Here is a 20,532-nt window from a genome sequence, read left to right as displayed (position 1 = left end):
CCGCCGCCGATCCGCGTCGCCCGTCCCGGAGAACCGCCCATGACCGACCATCCGCTCCGCAACACGCCCGCGATGGACGCCTTCTGGATGCCGTTCACGGCCAACCGCCAGTTCAAGGCGGCGCCGCGCCTGCTCGTCTCGGCCGAGGGCATGCACTACACCGCCGACGACGGCCGCAAGGTCCTCGACGGCTCCGCGGGCCTCTGGTGCGTCAACGCCGGCCACGGGCGGCGGGGCATCGCGGCGGCCGTGGAGCGCCAGCTCGCGACCCTCGACTTCGCCCCGACCTTCCAGATGGGCCACCCCGTCGCCTTCGAGTTCGCCGAGCGCCTCGCCGAGATCGCCCCGGGCGGTCCGGACAAGCGCCTCGACCGGGTGTTCTTCACCAATTCCGGCTCGGAATCGGTCGACACCGCCCTCAAGATCGCGCTCGCCTACCAGCGGGCGATCGGGCAGGGAACGCGGACCCGGCTCGTCGGCCGCGAGCGCGGCTATCACGGCGTCGGCTTCGGCGGCCTGTCGGTCGGCGGCATCGTGTCGAACCGGCGGGTCTTCCCGCAGCTCAACGGCACCGACCACCTGCGCCACACCCACGACCCGGCCCGCAACGCCTTCGTGAAGGGCCAGCCCGAGCACGGGGCGGAGCTCGCCGAGGATCTGGAGCGGCTGGTGGCGCTGCACGGCGCCGAGACCATCGCGGCCTGCATCGTCGAGCCGGTAGCGGGCTCCACGGGCGTGCTGATCCCGCCGAAGGGCTACCTCGAGCGCCTGCGCGAGATCTGCACCAAGCACGGCATCCTGCTGATCTTCGACGAGGTCATCTCCGGCTTCGGCCGCCTGGGTGCGCCCTTCGCGACCGACTTCTTCGGCGTCGTCCCCGACCTCGTGACCAGCGCCAAGGGCCTGACCAACGGCACGGTGCCGATGGGCGCGGTCTTCGCGAGCCGCGCGGTCCACGACGCGCTGATGCAGGGTCCGGATGGGATCGAGCTGTTCCACGGCTACACCTATTCCGGGCACCCGATCGCCTGCGCGGCCGGCATCGCGACGCTCGACATCTACCGGGAGGAGGGTCTGCTCACCCGCGTCGCCGACATCGCCGACGACTGGGCGGCGGCGATCCACGATCTGCGCGGGCGCAAGGGCGTCATCGACATCCGGACCATCGGGCTCGTCGCCGGCGTCGAGCTGGCGCCGCGCCCGGACGCGCCGGGCAAGCGCGCCTACGACGTGTTCGTGGACTGCTTCGAGCGCGGCCTGCTCACCCGGGTGACCGGCGACATCATCGCCCTGTCGCCGCCGCTGATCATCGAGCGCGGCCAGATCGGCGAGATCGTCGACATCCTCGGCGCCGCGATCGACCGGGTCGCCTGAGAGCTTTCTCGGCTGCCCCACCGTCTTTGCGAGCGGAGCGAAGCAATCCAGGATAGCGCCATGCTTCGAAACCGCGCGCTGCCCTGGGTCGCTTCGCTACGCTCGCGATGACGTGGGGCTTGCGATCACACAACCCTTGCGCGCCGCACAGGCGTCCCCGCCGCGCGGCGGGGTTGTCGCGACACCACCCGCGCCCATCTGCCCCGGACCCGGATTTAAGCCGGGCACGAGGGTTTCCATGTCGAACACCGCCCTGATCGTCGGCGCCAGCGGGATCGTCGGCAGCGCCACCGCGGCGCTGCTGACCCAGGAAGGCTGGATGGTCGCGGGCCTCGCCCGTCACCCGGTGCAGCAGGACGGCGTCGCGCCGGTGGCGGGCGACCTGCAGGATCCGGCCTCCCTGGAGGAGGCGCTCTCCGACCTCGCCCCGAGCCACGTGTTCCTGGCGACCTGGCAGCGGCGTCCGACCGAGGCGGAGATGATCCGCGTCAACCGGGCGATGGTGGAGAACCTGCTCGACGCGCTCCGCCCCAAGAAGAGCGTCCGCCACGTCGCCCTGGTGACCGGGCTGAAGCACTATCTCGGCCCGTTCGAGGCCTACGGCAAAGGCACCCTGCCGCAGACGCCGTTCCGCGAGGACCAGGGCCGCCTCGACATCGAGAATTTCTACTACGCCCAGGAGGACGCCGTGTTCGCGGCCGCCGCGCGCGACGGCTTCACCTGGAGCGTGCACCGCCCGCACACGATCATCGGCAAGGCGGTGGGCAACGCCATGAACATGGGCACGACGCTCGCCTGCTACGCCACCCTGTGCCGGGAGCTGGGACGCCCGTTCATCTTCCCGGGCTCCGCCGCGCAGTGGAACGGCCTCACCGACATGACCGACGCGCGGCTTCTCGCCCGCCAGCTTCTCTGGGCCTCGACCGAGCCGAGGGCCGCCAACGAGGCGTTCAACGTCGTCGACGGCGACGTCTTCCGCTGGAGCTGGATGTGGGGCCGGATCGCCGCGTGGTTCGGGATCGAGGCGGTGCCGTTCGACGGCACGCACCGGCCGCTGGAGCCCCGGATGGCGCAGGACGGCCCGGCCTGGGCCGAGATCGCGGCGCGCCACGGCCTCGCCGAGCCGAACCTCGAGAAGCTGGCCTCGCCCTGGCACACGGATGCCGATCTCGGCCGGCCGATCGAGGTCGTCACCGACATGAGCAAGAGCCGCCGCCTCGGCTTCACGACCTACCAGCCGACCGACGACGCGTTCTACGACCTGTTCGCCCAGCTCCGCGCGGACCGGCTGATCCCCTGACGGAGGACACCACCGTCATCGCGAGCGCAGCGAAGCGACCCAGGGATGCACGACGCCCGTGAGCGCAGCGCTGCCCTGGATGGCTTCGCTGCGCTCGCAAAGACGGCGGCGGATCAGGAGACCTTCCGCTCCGTCCCGCACCACTCGGCCACGAACAGCGCCATGGTGGTCGTGATCCGCTTCACCGAGGCGAGGCTCACGCGCTCGTCGAAGCCGTGGATGTTCTGGGAGGTCGGGCCGTAGCAGAGGGCCGGCACCCGGTCGTAGAGAGCGTGGACGCGGGTATCGAGGTAGCCCGCCGTCATGAAGCTCTGGAGCGGCGACCCGATCGCCCGCTCGTGGGCGCGGCCGAGCACCGCCTCGGCCTCCGAGCCTTCCTCCAGCACGTAACCCTCAGCGAAGAAGCCGTTGAACACCACCCGCGGCGGGCTGTTGGCCAGGAACGGGTCGGTGCGGGAGAAGGACGCCACCGCGGCCTCGATCTCGGCGGCGGCCTGCGCGGCGCTCACGCCGGGGTAGAGCGCCACCCGGCAGTGGATCCGGCACCAAGCCGGGACCGAGGAGGCCCAGTCGCCGCCCTCGATCTTGCCGATGTTGAGGTTGATCGGGTGGTCCTCGGTCTCGAAATGCGGGTGCGCGGCCTTCTCGGCGTTCCAGCGGGCCTCGACATCGCGCAGCGCGCCGATCACCCGGTACGTGGCGTCGATGGCGTTGGCGCCGGCGCCCATCTCGCGGACATGGACCGGGACGCCCCGCACCTCGACGGTGAACCAGAGCACGCCGGTATTGGCGCGCACGAGCTTCTCGTCCTCCGGCTCGGGGATCAGCACGGCGTCGGCGCGGTAGCCGCGCAGATGGGTCATCAGGGCGCCGTTGCCGGTGGATTCCTCCTCGACCACCGACTGCACCGTCACGGAGGCCGCCGGCTGCAGGCCGAGGCGCGCCAGGGCGTCGAGGGCGAACAGGTTGGCGGCGTGCCCGGCCTTCATGTCGCCGGCGCCGCGGCCGTACATCCAGTCGCCCTGGATTACCGGATCGAAGGGCCGGTGGGTCCAGAGGTCGAGGGGCCCCGGCGGCACGACGTCGACATGGGCCTGCAGGATCAGCGAGCGCCCGGTCTCGGTGCCCGGCCTGTGGTGGCAGACGACGATCGGCGCGTCAGAATGGTGCGCGGCGTCGATCTTCGAGCCGCCCGGATGGGCCGCGATGGCGTCCCGGTCCATGGCGAAGCGCTCGGTGGCGTAGCCGCGGGCACGGAACTGGTCGAAGACGTAGTCCTGGCAGGCATGCTCCTCCCCGCGCAGGGACGCGAACCGGACGAGCGCCTGCGTGTGGGCGACCTGATCGGCGAAGCCCTCCGCCACGGAGGCTTCGATCTCGGCGGCGAGGGTGGGGTCGAGGGCCATGGAAACTCCGAACCGTCTGCGGCCGGGAGGAAGCGCCCGGGCCCGGGCCGCTGTCAACCGGCGGTTGCCGAGAGCATGGCGCGTGCCGGAACCGGGATCCTAGGTCACATCCGGGAGCGCCGTCCGCACCTGCTCGGCGAACCGCGCGAAGGCCGCGCTCGGCCGGTCGTCGGCGCGGTGGACCAGCAGCGTCGGGACGTGCCCGTCCCCGTCGGGCACCGGGTGAACCGAGACCCGGCCCGCGCGGTGCGCCGGCTCTGCCACGGCCCGCGGAACCAGGGTCACGCCCAGGCCGGCCGCCACGCAGCCGAGGATGCCGTCGAGGGTCCCAAATTCCATGCGTCGCACATGCACGAGGCCCTGGCGGGCCAGGAACGCCTCCAGGCGCCTCCGGTACGAGCAGCCGGCCCGGAACACGAGCACCTTCGCGTCGCGCGCCCGGGCCAGCCGGTCGAGCAGCGCCGCGAGGTCGCCGACGGCCGGGTGCGCCACCAGCACCAGCTCCTCCGTGAAGACCGGGAGCCCGACGAGGTCGGCCTGCGCGACCGGGCCGGCCACGAAGGCCCCCTCCAGGCTCCGGTCGAGGACCCGGGCGATCAGGTGCTCGGTCGGGCCGGTCTCCAGCTCGATGTCCACCTCCGGGTGGCGCGCGGCGAAATCCGCGAGCGGGCCGGGCAGGCGCAGGGCCGCGGTCGTCTCCATGGCGCCGATCCGCAGGGGTCCGCGCGGCTCGCCCTCGGCCAGCAGGGCGTGGCGCGCCTCCGCGAGCAGCTGCCCGACCTGGAGCGCGTAGGGCAGGAGCCGCTCCCCCGCCCGGGTCAGCGTCACCCCGCGGCTGCCGCGGTGGAACAGCGGCACGCGCAGGGCCTGCTCCAGGGCGCGGATCCGGCCTGTGACGTTGGACTGGACGGTGTTGAGCCGCGCCGCCGCCCGCCCGATGCCGCCGGTCTCGGCCACCGCCGCGAAGAACATCAGGTCGGTGCTGTTCATGCCATCTGCTTTTCCGATGCCTTCCTTCAGAAGGAATCATTTTTTCCGCCATCGCGCGAGCGCTAATCCCTGGCGGGCGGCGCGCGCAACCGAGACGCTACCCGGGGAGGGGATCCATGGCCTTGAGGACCAGACTCACCGACGCCTTCGGGCTGCGACACCCGATCGTGCTGGCCCCCATGGACCCGGCCTCGGGGGGTGCCCTCGCGGCGGCGGTGAGCGCCGCCGGCGGCCTCGGCCTGATCGGCGGCGGCTACGGCGACCACGCGACGCTCGACCGGGAATTTGCCCGCGCGGGCAATCAGCGGGTCGGCTGCGGCTTCATCACGTGGTCGATGGCCCGGGACCCATCGCTCCTCGACGCGGCGCTCGCCCGGTCGCCCGCGGCCCTGATGCTCTCCTTCGCGGATCCCGCGCCCTTCGCGGACCGGATCCGCGCCGCCGGCGTGCCGCTGATCTGCCAGGTGCACACCCTGGCGCATGCGAGGCGTGCCCTGGAGGTCGGCGCGGCCGCGGTGGTGGCGCAGGGGACGGAGGCCGGCGGCCACGGCCTCACCGCCCGCGGCACCGCGGCGTTCGTGCCGGCGGTCGCCGACCTGATCGCCCGCGAGCGCCCCGAGACGCTGCTCCTCGCGGCGGGCGGCATCGCGGACGGGCGCGGCCTCGCCGCCGCCCTGGCGCTGGGGGCCGACGGTGTCCTGATGGGGACCCGGTTCTGGGCCAGCCGGGAGGCGCTGATCCACCCGGCCGCGAAGCAGCGGGTTCTCGCCGCCACCGGCGACGACACGATCCGCACGCAGGTCTACGACATCGTCCGCCAGCGGGCCTGGCCGGCGCCCTATACCGGGCGACTCCTGCGCAACACCTTCATCGAGACGTGGCACGGCCGCGAGGACGCGCTGCGCGCGGCCTCGGCCGAGCGGCGCCGGGACGTGGAGGATGCCGACGCGGCGGGCGACTACGACGTCGCCAACGTCACGGTCGGCGAGGCCGTCGGGCTCATCGCCGACCTGCCGGGCGCCGGCGACCTCGTCCTACGCATCGCCGAGGAGGCCGAGGCCGCGATCCGCCGGATCTCCGGCATGGCCGCCGCGGCGCCGTGAGGGCGCCGCCAGGGTGCTGTGAGGGTGCTGTGAGGGTGCTGTGAGGGTGCTCAGCAAAGCGTGACTACGCAGGGTTGCCGCGGACCGGAACCTCGGTGTTGCCGACGGTTTAGCGTGACGGCAAACCGTCGCGGTTTCTCGAGGCGCGTCTCGAGTCGGAGTCGCTCATGCGTATCGGTCTGATCTCCGTCCTGTCCGGGCTGCTCCTGTGCGCGGGGATTCCCGCGACGGCCAGCGCGGACGTGCTCGTCAACGTCGACAAGACCACCCAGCGCATGGAGGTCTCCGTCGACGGCCAGCCGCGCTATTCCTGGCCGGTCTCGACCGGCGTCGCGAGCTACGACACCCCGTCCGGCGCCTACCGCCCGTTCCGGATGGAGCGCACGCACTTCTCGAAGGAGTGGGACGACGCGCCCATGCCGTTCGCGATGTTCTTCACGACCCAGGGCCACGCCATCCACGGCACCAACCACGTCCGGAGCCTCGGGCGCGCGGCCTCGCACGGCTGCGTGCGCCTGTCGGTGCGCAACGCCGCGACCCTGTTCAACCTCGTGAAGAGCCAGGGCATGGGCCGGACGCGGGTGGTGATCGAGGGGGCGGATGTCCCGATGGCGGACCGCGGGCGGCGCGGCACCCGGCTCGCCCGGAACCGCAGCCCCTACGAGCCGGACGACCTGCTGGCGAACAGCGATCAGATGGGGCGCCGGTCGGTGCCGGCCTATTACCGCCCGGCGGCCCGGCCCGCCTACGCGCCCGCGACGGTCTACGGCTACCCGGCCGAGGCCGACGAGACGGACGGCTGGTAGGCCGGATCGCGGCCCAGGCCCCGAGTATCGGCCGATCGGCGGCACGACAGCCCCTGCGCGCAGACGATCACCGACCGCGTCGTCTGAGCGCGAAAGTCATGCGCCGCCGCTCCCGCCCATTGCCGAGCGCGCCCTCCCGGCCTAGCTCCTGCGCGGCCATCAGAGCCTGCGCGGCCCCTGCCGCGACCTGAGACGGACGGAGACACCCCGAGATGCCCTTCGCTTTCTGCCGGTCCCTTCCCCTCGCCGCCCTGGCGCTCGCCGCGGCCACCGTGCCGGGCTACGCCCTCGAGGTGACGCGCTCGGCCGACATCGCCGCGCCGCCGGCCAAGGTCTGGCAGACCATCGGCGAGTTCTGCGGCATCGGCGACTGGCACCCCGCCATCGAGAAGTGCGTCCTGTCGGACAAGGACGGCATGAAGGTCCGCACCCTCAGCCTCAAGGGTGGCGGCACCATCAAGGAGGAGCAGGTCTCCCGCGACGACAAGGTGATGAGCTACACCTACACGATCCTGGAGAGCCCGCTGCCGGTCTCGGACTACAAGTCGACCCTCTCGGTCGCCCCCGCCGGCTCCGGCTCGAAGGTGACCTGGACCGGGACCTTCAACGCCAAGGGCGCGCCGGACACGGTCGCCACCGACGCGATCCAGGGCATCTACGATTCCGGCCTGAAGGCGCTCGCCGACAAGGCGAAGTAAGCCCGTCACGATTCGGAGCGCGCCGCCGACGCCGGATGCCGGCGGCGCGCACCAAGTCCCTCCGGCAACAGCGGAATCGCGCGTTCGCGGCGAACCGCGTCCCGCGCTTCGCGCCCCTTCGGCATGTCGCCGGGGCGATTGACCCCTTGCCAAGCTCGGCTCAGAACCTCGGCGGCGCGGCCCCTCGCGCCCCAACAGGATGATCGCCGTGCCCGCGTCCCGCCTCCCGATGCGCCTCAGCCTCGTCGCCCTCGCCGTCGCGGCGCTGGGCGCCTGCCAGCAGCGCGCCACGCCCGCGGTCACCGAGCCCTCGCCGATCGTGCCGGCGCCCCTGGCCCTGCCCACGGGCAGCGGCTGCGGCCCGGAGATCGCCCGCACGAAGGCGATCGTCGACAGCGACGTGGCCACCGGCAACCTCAACAAGCCGGTGGGCGACCGCTTCAGCGCCGACCTCGCCCACGCCGCCGCGGAGTGCTCGGCCGGCAAGTCGGGCGAAGCCCTGCACCTGCTCGCCGCCGCCAAGAGCCGCTACGGCTACCGCTGAGCGCGGGGCTTTCCTTTCCCGCCGCGTTGCAGGATCGCGCCGTCGATCCTGCAGGCGCGTCCGACCCGGCCCCTCATCCCGCGGTGCGGAGCGCGGCGGAGGTCTCGAAGGCGGCCTCCAGGCGCCGCGCGCTCCCTGGAACTCGCCCTCGAGGCCCGCCGACACGGCCACCTCGGGACGAGGCCGTCGGTTCGGACAGGCGCATCCCGCGCTAGATCACGAACAGCAGGTTCAATCCGGCGCGCCGGAACCCGTCCTCGGCGATCTTCAGATCGAGCCCGTAGGACGCGATGTCGTCCGCCACCGGGTCGAGGGCCGGCGCCCGGTGCTGGTGGAGGTGCTTGATGTAGCTGTGGCAGGTCGTGCAGGTCTCGACCTGAACGTCCTTCGAGACCTCATCGAGCCCGTAATAGCTCACGTTCTCGCCGTCACCGCAGGCGGTGCAGCGGATCCGGACGTGGTTCCAGTACGTGCCGCAGAGCGAGCAGCTGAGATATCGGGCCTTGTCGGCCGGGGTCCAGGAGACGATGACGCTCGCCACCGGCGCGCCGCCGCAGCACGGGCAGACGCCGTCCGCGACGGGCTTCAGCGTCCGCGTGTCGAGGCGCGCGGCCCGCTCGGCGAAGCGCACCTGCAATGCGGCTGAGACGAACAGGCATTCGGCGATCCGGTCGACCGGCAGCGCGCCCTCGAAAACCTGCACGGCGAGATCGCGGCGCTCCTCCGGCGCGGCGGCCCGCAGGGCATCCCGCGCCGCGGCCGAGGCCTCGGGCGCGGTCGCGAGATCCAGCGCGTCGAGCAGCGCCAGGAGGCACGCGTCGAAATCCTGGTCGGCCTCGAGGCTGTGCCGCGACAGCGGCGGCATGCCGTGCTCGCTCCGCAGCGCCTGATCGGCGGGATCCGGCGCCGGCGGGGCCGGAAACCGTGCCTGGATCGCCGCCTGGGCGCGGGCGACCTCACCGACGAACCGGAGATAGGCCTCCAGCGGGTGCCCGGGCGCGGCCTCCGCCAGGCGCGCGGCCCGGTCGGCGAACAGAGTCGCGGGATCGGGCAGGCGCACGAGCGGGACCGAGCCCGAGATCCCGATCTTGTCGGGATCGGGCTTGAGCTCGCTGAAATCCCGGCGGCGGGGCTTCGGGGCCTCGGCGGGTTTCGGGGTGTTGTCCGCGGCCGGAGCCGCGGGTTTCCGCCTGAAGAAGTTGGCCACGCGATCAGGATCCGCGCTTGTCCACCGAGCCGCGGCGCGCCGGGCCGCCGGCCATCTGACGGAACCACTTGCGGTGGTGCCGGTAGGCCCAGCCGCCCGTGACCGTGCCGCGGACCATCGCCCGGCCGGTGCCGCGCACCCAGATGCCGGCGTAGACGTGCACCACGATGATCGCGATGGCGATGACGGCGGCCAGCGAGTGCGCGAGCAGCGCCCAGCGCTGGGTCTCGATCGAGGTGAGGCCGCCGAAATAGGTGTTCCAGATCACGAGGCCGGTCACGAACATCACGCCGATCAGCGCGGTCTGGCCCCAGAACACGCCCTTCTGGCCGGCATTGTACTTGCCGAGCTCCGGCAGCCGGTCCTCGCGGTTGGTGACCACGTCGCCGATCTTCTTCGACCACTCGACATCGTCCTTGTTGGGGATGTTGAGCCGCCAGAAGCGCACGAACAGGAAGAGGAAGCTGATCGCCAGCGCCACGCCGAACCACGGGTGGACCGCCCGGGTCGCCTGTCCGCCGCCGAACAGGCCGGTCAGCGAGAACAGGTAGGGCGTGAACATCGCCAGCCCCGAGAGGGTCAGCAGCGTGAACAGGATCGCGGTGATCCAGTGGTTCACGCGCTGCACGCCGGTGTAGCGCGGGACGTACATCACCTCCGGCGCCTCGGACTTGGCGTGGTGGAGGGGGCGGGAATCGCCGTCCCGGACATCGTTCTGGATCGTCATCGGCCTTCACTCGCCTGACGGGGCCGCCCGTCGCGGCGGGCGGGCCGTGAAACTCGAAATCGGGTCGGGCGCCCGAGCCGTCTCCGCCCTGCCGAAACCGTTCGGCGCGGCGCTCCCTCCCCCCCGCGGGGGAGGGAGACCGTCGCGTCTCAGTGCGGCCGGGCCTCGCCGCCATTCTCCCGGCGCTTGGCCTCGTCGTACTCGACCGCCTCTTCCTCCTCCTCGGGCACGACCTCGTTCGGGCCGGCCGTGACGTAGTGGAAGAAGCCCGCCACCGCCGCGAAGCCCATCGCGGCGAGACCGAACACCTTGGCACCGCCCTTCCAGAAGGCGACCAGCGGCGAGATCTTCGGGTCGTTCGGCAGGCCCGCGTAGAGGTTCGGCTGGTCGGCGTGGTGCAGCACGTACATGACGTGCGTGCCGCCGACCCCGGCCGGGTCGTAGAGGCCGGCATGGGCGAAGCCGCGCGACTTCAGGTCCTCGACGCGGTCGTGGGCCTGATCGATCATGGCTTGCTTGGTGCCGAACATGATCGAGCCGGTCGGGCAGGCCTTGGCGCAGGCCGGGGCCTGACCCACCGCCACCCGGTCCGAGCACAGGGTGCACTTGTACGCCTTGTGGTCGGTCTGGCTGATGCGCGGGATGTTGAAGGGGCAGCCCTTCACGCAGTAGCCGCAGCCGATGCAGTTCTCCTCGATGAAGTCGACGATGCCGTTGGAGTACTGCACGATCGCGCCGGGAGACGGGCAGGCCTTCAGGCAGCCCGGCTCGGTGCAGTGCATGCAGCCGTCCTTGCGGATCAGCCATTCGAGGTTGTTGGTCTCCGGGTTCTCGTACTCGGTGAACCGCATCAGGGTCCACGACTTCGGCGTGAGGTCGTGGGGGTTCTGGTAGGTGCCCGTGTTGACACCGATGTCGTCGCGCAGGTCGTTCCACTCCTCGCACGCCGACTGGCAGGCCTTGCAGCCGATGCACTTCGACACGTCGATGAGTTTGGCGACCTCCACCTGACGGCGGATCTCCGGCGGCGTCTCCGTGGAGGCGGAGCGCTGGCGGATGTCGAGGGAGCTGTAGTCAGCCATGTCTGCCGCTCCCCCTTACGCGACCGCGTCCGACGGAGGCGTGGTCGGCTCGATGTTCACGAGCCAAGCCTTGAACTCCGGCGTCTCGGTGTTCGCGTCGCCGACGACGGGCGTCAGCGAGTTCGGGTGCCATCCTTTCTTGGTGTGGCCCATGAAGCCCCAGTGCTGCGGGATGCCGACGACGTGGACGGGCTTGCCGTCGCAGATCAGCGGCTTGATCCGCTTGGTCACCACCGCCTTGGCCTTCAGGGAGCCGCGCTTCGACCAGACGCGGACCCAGCCGCCCTTGGCGATGCCCTTCTCCTTGGCGAGCTCCTCCGAGATCTCCACGAAGGCCTCCGGCTGGAGGATCGCGTTGATCCGGGCGTGCTTGGTCCAGCCGTGGAAGTGCTCGGTCAGGCGGTAGCTCGTCGCCGCGTAGGGGAACTCCTTCGCGTCGCCGAGGTCGGCGAGGTCGTCCTTGAAGATGCGGGACGCGGGCGCGCCCTTGATCTTCGGGAAGGCGAGGTTGGCCACCGGGGACTCGAAGGGCTCGTAGTGCGTCGGGAACGGCCCGTCGCGCATGAGGCCGCGGGTCCACAGGCGGGCGACGCCCTCCTGGTTCAGGATGAACGGGCCGACGCCCTTATCGGGGGCGACGGTGACGCCGTAATCCGGCACGTCGAAGCCGATCCACTGCTTGCCGTTCCACTCGATGAGCTTCTTCTTCTCCGACCACGGGCGACCCTCGGGGTCGCATGAGGCGCGGTTGTAGAGCACGCGCCGGTTGGCCGGCCACGCGAAGGCCCAGTTCGGCGCGATGCCGCGGTCGCCGGGGTCGGTGTTGTCCCGGCGGGCCATCATGTTGCCCTTCTCGGTGTAGCAGCCCGAGTAGATCCAGCAGCCGCAGGCGGTCGTCCCGTCGTCCTTGAGCTGGGCGAAGCCGTCGACCTGCTTGCCCGCCGGGATGATCGTCCCGTTGAGGTCCGGCGTCGGCGCCAGCGTGTAGCCGTTCAGCTCGCGGGCGAGCTCGGTCGGCGTCGGCGCCTCGGCGATCGCGTAATCCCACTTCAGATTGACGATCGGGTCCGGGAAGGCCCCGCCATCCTTCTTGTAGGCCGCCTTCATGCGGAGGAAGATCTCCGACATGATCTCGATGTCGGAGCGGCACTCGCCCGGCGCCTCCTGCGCCTGCCAGTGCCACTGCAGCCACCGGCTGGAGTTCGACAGCGAGCCTTCCTCCTCCACGAACAGGGTGGTCGGAAGCTCGAACACCTCAGTCTGGATCTTGGTCGGATCGACGTCGTTGTACTCGCCGTGATTCTCCCAGAACCGGGCCGTCTCGGTCTTGAGCGGATCCATCACCACGATGAACTTCATCTTGGAGAAGGCTTCCGTCATCTTGGCGCGATTGGGGAACGACAGCAGGGGGTTGAAGCCCTGGATGACGTAGCCGGTCATCTTGCCCTGCTTGGCGAGCTCGAACCCGCGCAGCACGTCGTAGGTCGGCACGTCGAGCTTGGGCAGGTAGTCGTACGCCCAGTCGTTCTCCTTGGTGGCCTTGTCGCCCCACATCGCCTTCTGGAACGAGACGAAGAACTTGTTGTAGTTCTGCCAGTAGCTCGTCTGCCCGGGACGCAGCGGCTTGAACTGCCGCTTGGCGATGTAGCTCGCGTAGTCGGGCTCCTTCTCCACCGGGATGTTCAGGTATCCGGGGATGAGGTTCGACATCAGCCCGATATCGGTCAGCCCCTGGATGTTGGAGTGACCGCGCAGGGCCTGCATGCCGCCGCCGAGCACGCCGATGTTCCCGAGCAGCGTCTGCACGATGCACATCGAGCGGATGTTCTGCGAGCCCTTGGAGTGATGGGTCCAGCCGAGCGCGTAGAGCGAGGCCATCGACTTCTCGGGGGAAGCCGTCGTCGCCATCAGCTCGCAGACCTTCAGGAAGGTCTCCCTGGGCGAGCCGCAGATCTTCTCGACCATCTCGGGCGTGTAGATCGCGAGATGCTTCTTCAGGAGCTGCATCACGCAGCGCGGATGCTGCATCGTCTCGTCGACCACGGCGTAGCCGTCGGGGCCGATCTCGTAGTCCCAGGTGGTCTTGTCGTAGTCGCGCTTGTCGGCGTCGTAGCCCGTGAACAGCCCCTCGCTGAAGTCGTAGCCCTCGCGGACCACGTACCCGGCGTTGGTGTAGGCGGAGACGTAGCGGTGCTGCAGCTTGTCGTTGTCGAGCAGGTACTTGGCCACCCCCGACAGGAACGCGATGTCGGTCCCCTGCCGGATCGGGCAGTAGAGATCGGCCACCGACGCCGTACGGGTGAAGCGCGGATCGACGACGATCAGCTTGGCATTGTTATGGGCTTTCGCCTCCACGACCCACTTGAAGCCACAGGGGTGAGCCTCGGCGGCATTGCCGCCCATCACGGTGATCACGTCCGCGTGCTTGATGTCCATCCAGAGGTTGGTCATCGCACCGCGTCCGAAGGAGGGCGCCAAACTGGCGACCGACGGACCGTGTCAAACTCTGGCCTGATTATCGAAGACCAGGGCCCCCATGCTTCGGACTGTCTTGTAGGTCAGCCAGGCCGTCTCGTTGGTGGTGGCCGAGGCCCCGAGGAAGCCCATCGTGGTCCACCGGTTGACCGTGAGGTCGCCGTTCTTGGCCACGAAGTTCTTGTCCCGGTCCTCCTTCATGAGCTGCGCGATGCGGTCGAGGGCGAAATCCCAGGACACGCGCTTGAACTCGGAGGAACCCGGGGCGCGGTGGAGCGGGTACTTGGTGCGGGTCTCGGCGTGCACGAAGTCGAGCAGCGCCGAGCCCTTCGGGCAGAGCGTGCCGCGGTTGACCGGATGATCCGGGTCGCCCTCGATGTGCATGACCGAGGAGCGCGCGTTCTTCGAACGGTCCCCCAGGCTGTAGAGGATCACGCCGCACGCGACCGAGCAGTACGGACAGGTGTTGCGGGTCTCGCGCATCTGCGCGAGCTTGAACGGCCGCACCGCGGCGGCCATGGCGGGCTCGAGTCCGCCGAATCCGAGCGCGCCCAGCGAGCCGCCAGCGAGGCCGGCGCCGGCCCCCTTGAGCAGGCCACGCCTTGAGACCTGGACCGTCATCTCCGCTCCGTAAAAGCGATCTGGTATAATTCCAAGCTGTCCCAAAAAAGCGTGCGCGAGGCAAGTGCGGTTGCGTGACACAGCAAGTTGCCGTGTCTCAGCCGAAGCAACACGTTTGTCGCACCGGCATCATCCTGCATGAGAACGGTTTTTTTACTTGCTGGGATTGGCCGGATTGGCGCCTGACGGGCCGGCCGTGCGGTGCTCCAGGGGCGCCTGCGGCTCGGTGGCGGAGGTGCCGCCGGGCTGGGCCGGCGGCACGGGACGGTCGGCATTCTCCTTGATCGAGTTGCCGCCCGGGTCCGGCGCGTCCTTGGCGGCCGACTGCTCCCGCGGCACCGGGGCCTGGCTCCAGCCGTCCTGCGCGCTGCGGGACTTGTCGCCCATCGCGTCGACGCCCTTGATCTCGCCCGGTTTCGTCTGCGCGAGACAGGGCGACGCCACCGTCGCGAGACCGAGGAGCAGCGACATCATCAGGGGAATCGAGCGGGACACGGGGCGCCTCCTGGCAGCAGGGGGAATGCGGGAGAATGGCAGCAGGGGATGAACAGCGGGGAATGCCCGGGCAACGTAGCCTTCGCGGCGGCAGTTCCGGCCTGCGACACCGACCCGGCACGGGGCACCGGGGTCGCGTGGCGGAAGCGCGGCCGCGGCGGTGACGGCTCCTTAACCAAACCTTGCAACCGTACGTGTCCACAGGTGCGAGGATTTCCCGGTCATGTCGAAGCCGCATCCCGAACGCCCCTGCGAGACCGAGCGGTCGGTCGACGCGCCGCCGCTGAGCTCCGACATCCGGCGCCATCTCGGCCAGAACCTGCGCGCGCTCTTCACCGACACGCTGGCGGCCCCGGTCGACAAGCGGCTGGAGGCCCTGATCGCCCGGCTCGACAAGCCGAAGCGCTGACCCGGACCGCCGCCGACAGGGGAGCGGAGGATCGCCGTCTTGCGGGCAACCGCGTGCGGCGCGAACCGCCGACGGCTATCGCCGGCCCGCAGAATGCCGCCCGATGTGCGCTAGAGCACTTAAGATCGTTCGTTCTGAGAAACCCGATTCCGCGCACGAAATCTTCTCCATCGGCGGCGTCGCAGAGAAGATCCATGCGTTCTGATCGTCTACCACCCTGAGTTATCTTGCATTTCCGGCACGATCGTCGATCCTGATCACGTTACGGCATCACGCGGGTCCACACCCGAGGCTTGACTTCGTTCGGTAAAAAGAACGATTTCGCGCCTCCCGGGGACGCCTGTCCCCTGCGTCGCAACCGCGGATGGCTGGGGGATCGGACGTGATGACGAACGCTTCAGGTCTGGGCCGGATGGCTCGGGCGATCGGGCTGACCCTTCTGGCCGGAGCCGGCCTGCTGACCTGCGCGCTGCCGGCCGCGGCCGAGACCGCGCTCCTCAACGTCTCGTACGACCCGACCCGCGAGCTCTACCGCGAGATCAACGCCGCCTTCGCGGAGGAGTGGAAGGCGAAGACCGGCGAGGCCATCACGGTGCGGGCCTCGCACGGCGGCTCGGGCGCGCAGGCGCGCACGGTGATCGACGGGGTGGACGCCGACGTGGTCACCCTCGGCATCCCGTCCGACATCGACGCGATCGCCAAGCTCACCCACAAGATCCCCGAGGATTGGCGCAGCAAGCTGCCGAACCAGGGGACGCCCTACACCTCGACGGTGGTGTTCCTGGTCCGGAAGGGCAACCCGAAGGGCGTCAAGGACTGGGACGACCTGGTCAAGCCCGACGTGAAGGTGATCACCCCGAATCCGAAGACCTCGGCCGGCGGGCGCTGGAACTTCCTCGCCGCCTGGGGCTACGCCTACGGGAAGGACAAGGACGCCGCGAAGGCCGACGCCTTCGTCGGGCAGGTCTACAAGAACGTGCCGGTGCTCGACACCGGCGCCCGGGGCTCGACCGTGACCTTTGCGCAGCGCGGCCTCGGCGACGTCCTGCCGACCTGGGAGAACGAGGCCTACCTCGTGCTCCAGGAGTTCGGCGCCGACAAGTTCGACATCGTCTCGCCGCCGACCTCGATCTACGCCGAGCCGCCTGTGGCCCTGGTGGCGGTCAATGCCGAGCGGAAGGGCACCACGAAGGCGGCCCAGGCCTATCTCGACTTCCTCTACAGCGACCGCGCCCAGGCGATCTTCGCCAAGCACCATTACCGGCCGATCCGCCGGGAGGCGGCCGCCCCGGCGGACCTCGCCCAGCTGCCCGAGATCAAGCTGTTCAAGATCGAGGACCTCCAGGGATCCTGGGACGAGATCCAGAAGCGGAACTTCGACGCCGGCGGCCTGTTCGACCGTCTGAGCCGGGCCGGCCGCTGAGGCATCAGATCATGGTCCAGACGCCCCGTCCCCGTCGGACATTCCGACGGCCGAGCGTGATCCCGGGCTTCGGGATCAGCTTCGGCTACACGCTGACCTGCCTCGGCCTGATCGTCCTGCTGCCGCTGGCCGGACTGGTGGTGAAGGCCTCGGGGCTCGGCCTGTCGGGCATCTGGGAGGTCGCCACCGATCCGCGGGTCGCCAGCGCCCTGCGGATCAGCTTCGGCGTCTCGGCCATCGCGGCGCTCGTCGCATCGGCCTTCGGCTTCCTGGTGGCCTGGGTGCTGACCCGCTACCGCTTCCCGGGCCGCAAGCTGGTCGACGCCGCCGTCGACCTGCCCTTCGCCTTGCCCACCGCGGTCGCCGGCATCGCGCTCGCCTCGCTCTACGCGCCGGACGGTCTGCTCGGCGCGCCGCTCGCGCGCCTCGGCATCCAGGCGGCCTACACGCCGGTCGGCATCTTCATCGCCATGGTGTTCATCGGCCTGCCCTTCGCGGTGCGGACCGTGCAGCCGCTGATCGCCGAGATCGACAAGGAGATCGAGGAGGCCTCGGCCACCCTCGGGGCGACGCGCCTCGTCACCCTCACCCGGGTGGTGCTGCCGCCCCTGATCCCGGCGGTGCTCACCGGCTTCGCGCTCGCCTTCGCCCGGGGTGTCGGCGAGTACGGCTCGATCATCTTCATCGCCGGCAACCTGCCCTACGTGTCGGAGATCGCGCCGCTGCTCATCGTCATCAAGCTCTCCGAGTTCGACTACGGCGGCGCGGCGGCCATCGCGACGATCATGCTCGGGATCTCGTTCCTGACGCTGCTCGCCATCAACCTCATCCAGGCCTGGTCACGGCGGCGGTTCGGCTATGTCTGAGATCTTCTCCCCCGCCTTCGTGCCGGCCGCCAAGCCGGCCCCGGTCGCCTCGGAAGGGGTCGGCGTCCGCGCAGTCCTGATCGGGATCGCCGTGGCGTTCCTGGCGCTGTTCCTGGTGCTGCCGCTGTTCGCGGTCTTCCTCCAGGCCTTCTCCAAGGGGCTCGGGGCCTTCCTGGACGCGTTCCGGGAGCCCGACGCCTGGAGCGCGATCCGCCTGACGCTGACCGTGGCGGCGATCGCGGTGCCGTTCAACGTCGTGTTCGGGCTGGCCGCCTCCTGGGCGATCGCCAAGTTCGAGTTTCCCGGCAAGGCGCTGCTGATCACCCTGATCGACCTGCCGTTCTCGGTCTCTCCGGTGGTCTCCGGCCTGATCTACGTGCTGCTGTTCGGGTCCCAGGGCCTGTTCGGCTCCTGGCTCCTCAACCACGGCGTCCAGATCCTGTTCGCCCTGCCGGGGATCGTCCTGGCGACGGTGTTCGTGACCTTCCCGTTCGTCGCCCGCGAGCTGATCCCGCTGATGCAGGAGCAGGGCACCGCCGAGGAGGAGGCGGCGCTGACGCTCGGCGCCTCGGGCCTGCACGCGTTCCGGACGGTGACGCTGCCCAATATCCGCTGGGGCCTGCTCTACAGCGTGCTCCTCTGCAATGCCCGGGCGATGGGCGAATTCGGAGCGGTGTCGGTGGTGTCGGGCCACATCCGCGGCCTGACCAACACCATCCCACTCCACGTGGAGATCCTCTACAATGAGTACAACTTCGTCGCCGCATTCGCCGTCGCTTCGCTCCTCGCCGTCCTTGCCCTCATCACCCTCGTCCTCAAATCCGTCCTCGAATGGCGCTTCGCGGGTGAGCTCGCGCACGGCCGGGCACACTGATCGCCCCTCCACGGCGATCCGGGTCGAGAACGTCTCGAAGACGTTCGACACGGCGGCGGTGCTGCACGACCTGTCGCTGGACGTGCGGGCGGGCGAGCTGATCGGGCTCCTCGGCCCGTCGGGCTCGGGCAAGACGACGCTGCTGCGGATCATCGCCGGGCTCGACGCGCCGGACCGGGGCCGGATCCTGTTCGGCGGCGACGACGCCACCGGCCTGCCGGTGCAGGAGCGGGCCGTGGGCTTCGTGTTCCAGCACTACGCCCTGTTCAAGCACATGAGCGTGGCCGACAACATCGCCTACGGGCTGAACGCGCGGCGCCGCGCCGACCGGCCGGCCAAGGCCGAGATCAAGCGCCGGGTCGGCGACCTGCTCGACCTGATCCGCCTCTCCGGCTTCGGCGACCGCTACCCGTCGCAGCTCTCCGGCGGCCAGCGGCAGCGGGTGGCGCTCGCCCGGGCCCTCGCGGTCGAGCCGCGGGTTCTCCTGCTGGACGAGCCCTTCGGCGCGCTCGACGCCCAGGTCCGCAAGGACCTGCGCCGCTGGCTGCGCGAGATCCACGACCGCACCGGCCAGACCACGATCTTCGTCACCCACGACCAGGACGAGGCGCTGGAGCTGTCCGACCGCGTGGCCGTGCTCGATCGCGGCCGCCTGGAGCAGGTCGGCACCCCGGACGAGGTGCAGGAGAACCCGGCCTCCGCCACCGTGATGAAGTTCCTGGGCGATTCCGTCGAGGTGGAGGCGATCGCCGAGGGCGGCCGGGTGCTGGTCCGGGGCCGGGAGACGCCGGTCGCCGCGCCCGCCAGCCTGTTCGGCCCGGTCAAGCTCTACGTCCGGCCCTGGCAGCTGCAGCTCGCCGAGCCCGAGGCCGCGCACCTGTCGGGCACCGTGCGCAGCTCGTACCGGACGCAGGGGCGCCAGCGGATCGAGGTGGCCGACGCTGAGGGGCGCGTCCTCGCCGTGGAGGATTTCGACGGCGTGCGCTACCCGGCCGGCCACCCGGTCGGCCTGCGGATCAACGGCGGGCACGTGTTCGGGTGAGGCTCGCCAGCGGCCGCGCGGCACCCTAGGCTCCCGACCATGACCGTACCGAGTCGCGAACCCGCCTCCGACGTCCTGGCCGCCATCGGCCAGACGCCGCTGATCCGCCTGCGCCGCGCCTCCGAGGAGACCGGCTGCACCATCTACGGCAAGGCGGAGTTCCTAAATCCCGGCCTGTCGGTGAAGGACCGGGCGGCGCTCTCGATCGTGCGGGACGCGGAGGCGCGGGGCCTGATCCGCCCGGGCGGCACGATCGTCGAGGGCACCGCCGGCAACACCGGCATCGGTCTCGCCCTGGTGGCCTCGGTGCGCGGCTACCGGACGCTGATCGTCATCCCGGTCACCCAGTCCGAGGAGAAGAAGCAGACCCTGCGGCTCGCGGGCGCCCGGCTGGTGGAAGTGCCGGCGGTGCCCTTCGCCAACCCGAACAACTACGTCCACGTGGCCCGGCGGCTCGCGGAGAAGCTCGCCGCCACCGAGCCGGCGGGCGCCTTCTTCGCCGACCAGTTCGACAACGTCGCCAATCGGCAGGCACATGTCGACGGCACCGGCCCGGAGATCTGGGCGCAGACCGGTGGCCGGGTCGACGGCTTCGTCTGCGCGGCCGGCACCGGCGGCACGCTGGCCGGCACCGCCGAGGCCCTGCGCGCCCGCAACCCGCAGGTGCGGATCGCGCTGTCGGATCCGGAGGGCTCGGCCCTCTACGCCCACTACACGACCGGCACCCTGAAGGCCGAGGGCTCCTCGATCACCGAGGGGATCGGCCAGGGGCGGATCACCCGGAACCTCGAGGGCTTCACCCCCGACCGCGCCTTCCGGATCCCGGACCGCGAGGCTCTCGACATCGTCTTCGGGCTGATGCAGGAGGAGGGGCTGTCGCTGGGCGGCTCGTCGGGCATCAACGTCGCCGGGGCGATCCGGCTGGCCCGGGACCTCGGGCCCGGTCACACGATCGTGACGATCCTCTGCGACGGGGCGGCCCGCTACGCCTCGAAGCTGTTCAACCCGGCCTTCCTCACCGAGCGCGACCTGCCGGTTCCCGGCTGGCTCGACGCGCCCGCGGACGCTCTGCCGGACTGGCACGCCTGAG

General features: G+C 70.5%; 19 protein-coding genes. 12 read left to right on the top strand and 7 right to left on the bottom strand.

Annotation, left to right across the window (positions count from 1 at the left end):
* The first annotated feature begins 39 nt into the window (after positions 1 to 39).
* Together aptA and ACX9MN_RS00430 are read left to right on the top strand one after the other, a co-directional pair.
* The gene (gene aptA / locus ACX9MN_RS00435) at positions 40 to 1,374 is read left to right on the top strand and encodes an omega-aminotransferase AptA (protein WP_091979838.1); all 1,335 of its coding nucleotides are present in this window, start codon (positions 40 to 42) and stop codon (positions 1,372 to 1,374) included.
* A gap of 238 nt (positions 1,375 to 1,612) precedes the next feature.
* Positions 1,613 to 2,674, top strand: coding sequence for an SDR family oxidoreductase (locus ACX9MN_RS00430; protein ID WP_091979836.1), 1,062 nt, complete (start codon positions 1,613 to 1,615; stop codon positions 2,672 to 2,674).
* Between the two features lie 113 nt (positions 2,675 to 2,787).
* On the opposite strand, the gene ACX9MN_RS00425 is transcribed toward ACX9MN_RS00430, so the two are convergent.
* On the bottom strand, positions 2,788 to 4,080 hold the full coding sequence (locus tag ACX9MN_RS00425) for an ArgE/DapE family deacylase (protein ID WP_091927257.1): 1,293 nt from the start codon (positions 4,078 to 4,080) through the stop codon (positions 2,788 to 2,790).
* Between the two features lie 99 nt (positions 4,081 to 4,179).
* Positions 4,180 to 5,070 carry a LysR family transcriptional regulator gene (locus tag ACX9MN_RS00420; RefSeq protein WP_091979834.1) on the bottom strand — a complete coding sequence of 297 codons (891 nt, stop codon included), beginning with the start codon at positions 5,068 to 5,070 and terminating at the stop codon, positions 4,180 to 4,182.
* A gap of 116 nt (positions 5,071 to 5,186) precedes the next feature.
* Between ACX9MN_RS00420 and ACX9MN_RS00415 the strand changes: the two genes are divergently transcribed.
* From ACX9MN_RS00415 to ACX9MN_RS00400, 4 genes are all read left to right on the top strand, one after another.
* Positions 5,187 to 6,173 (top strand): NAD(P)H-dependent flavin oxidoreductase, encoded by a 987-nt coding sequence (locus ACX9MN_RS00415; RefSeq protein ID WP_091979832.1) that lies wholly within the window; start codon positions 5,187 to 5,189, stop codon positions 6,171 to 6,173.
* A 167-nt stretch (positions 6,174 to 6,340) separates the two neighbouring features.
* On the top strand, positions 6,341 to 6,979 hold the full coding sequence (locus tag ACX9MN_RS00410) for a L,D-transpeptidase (protein WP_091927260.1): 639 nt from the start codon (positions 6,341 to 6,343) through the stop codon (positions 6,977 to 6,979).
* A gap of 212 nt (positions 6,980 to 7,191) precedes the next feature.
* Entirely contained in the window at positions 7,192 to 7,677 is a 486-nt protein-coding gene (locus ACX9MN_RS00405; protein ID WP_012318087.1) for an SRPBCC family protein, read from the top strand.
* A gap of 199 nt (positions 7,678 to 7,876) precedes the next feature.
* Positions 7,877 to 8,221: a hypothetical protein gene (locus ACX9MN_RS00400; RefSeq protein ID WP_020092423.1), complete on the top strand. Its 345-nt coding sequence runs from the start codon at positions 7,877 to 7,879 to the stop codon at positions 8,219 to 8,221.
* A 211-nt stretch (positions 8,222 to 8,432) separates the two neighbouring features.
* Here the strand turns inward: ACX9MN_RS00400 and fdhE are convergent, their stop codons facing one another.
* The 5 genes from fdhE to ACX9MN_RS00375 all read right to left on the bottom strand — a co-directional run bounded on the left by fdhE (position 8,433) and on the right by ACX9MN_RS00375 (position 14,828).
* On the bottom strand, positions 8,433 to 9,428 hold the full coding sequence (gene fdhE, locus ACX9MN_RS00395; RefSeq protein WP_091927261.1) for a formate dehydrogenase accessory protein FdhE: 996 nt from the start codon (positions 9,426 to 9,428) through the stop codon (positions 8,433 to 8,435).
* A 4-nt stretch (positions 9,429 to 9,432) separates the two neighbouring features.
* The gene (locus tag ACX9MN_RS00390) at positions 9,433 to 10,155 is read right to left on the bottom strand and encodes a formate dehydrogenase subunit gamma (protein ID WP_020092425.1); all 723 of its coding nucleotides are present in this window, start codon (positions 10,153 to 10,155) and stop codon (positions 9,433 to 9,435) included.
* Positions 10,156 to 10,304: 149 nt separating this feature from the next.
* Entirely contained in the window at positions 10,305 to 11,237 is a 933-nt protein-coding gene (gene fdxH / locus ACX9MN_RS00385; protein WP_020092426.1) for a formate dehydrogenase subunit beta, read from the bottom strand.
* A 15-nt stretch (positions 11,238 to 11,252) separates the two neighbouring features.
* Positions 11,253 to 14,333 carry a formate dehydrogenase-N subunit alpha gene (gene fdnG / locus ACX9MN_RS00380; RefSeq protein ID WP_091682269.1) on the bottom strand — a complete coding sequence of 1,027 codons (3,081 nt, stop codon included), beginning with the start codon at positions 14,331 to 14,333 and terminating at the stop codon, positions 11,253 to 11,255.
* Positions 14,334 to 14,486: 153 nt separating this feature from the next.
* On the bottom strand, positions 14,487 to 14,828 hold the full coding sequence (locus ACX9MN_RS00375) for a hypothetical protein (RefSeq protein WP_091682271.1): 342 nt from the start codon (positions 14,826 to 14,828) through the stop codon (positions 14,487 to 14,489).
* A gap of 223 nt (positions 14,829 to 15,051) precedes the next feature.
* Between ACX9MN_RS00375 and ACX9MN_RS00370 the strand changes: the two genes are divergently transcribed.
* From ACX9MN_RS00370 to ACX9MN_RS00345, 6 genes are all read left to right on the top strand, one after another.
* A complete protein-coding gene (locus ACX9MN_RS00370) occupies positions 15,052 to 15,237 on the top strand; it encodes a hypothetical protein (protein WP_042672044.1) in 186 nt (61 codons plus the stop codon).
* A 412-nt stretch (positions 15,238 to 15,649) separates the two neighbouring features.
* On the top strand, positions 15,650 to 16,660 hold the full coding sequence (locus ACX9MN_RS00365) for a sulfate ABC transporter substrate-binding protein (protein WP_132368683.1): 1,011 nt from the start codon (positions 15,650 to 15,652) through the stop codon (positions 16,658 to 16,660).
* Positions 16,661 to 16,671: 11 nt separating this feature from the next.
* The gene (cysT, locus tag ACX9MN_RS00360; protein WP_012318099.1) at positions 16,672 to 17,526 is read left to right on the top strand and encodes a sulfate ABC transporter permease subunit CysT; all 855 of its coding nucleotides are present in this window, start codon (positions 16,672 to 16,674) and stop codon (positions 17,524 to 17,526) included.
* On the top strand, positions 17,519 to 18,400 hold the full coding sequence (gene cysW / locus ACX9MN_RS00355; RefSeq protein ID WP_091682273.1) for a sulfate ABC transporter permease subunit CysW: 882 nt from the start codon (positions 17,519 to 17,521) through the stop codon (positions 18,398 to 18,400). Before cysT ends, cysW begins: the two co-directional genes overlap by 8 nt.
* The gene (locus ACX9MN_RS00350) at positions 18,372 to 19,442 is read left to right on the top strand and encodes a sulfate/molybdate ABC transporter ATP-binding protein (protein WP_234080988.1); all 1,071 of its coding nucleotides are present in this window, start codon (positions 18,372 to 18,374) and stop codon (positions 19,440 to 19,442) included. Before cysW ends, ACX9MN_RS00350 begins: the two co-directional genes overlap by 29 nt.
* Before the next feature lie 39 nt (positions 19,443 to 19,481).
* A complete protein-coding gene (locus ACX9MN_RS00345) occupies positions 19,482 to 20,531 on the top strand; it encodes a cysteine synthase A (protein ID WP_091979824.1) in 1,050 nt (349 codons plus the stop codon).
* Position 20,532 lies beyond the last annotated feature (1 nt).

Source organism: Methylobacterium sp. 1A (assembly GCF_058072805.1).
Note: the sequence above shows the minus strand (reverse complement) of the source record. Positions and strands in the feature narration are given on the sequence as shown.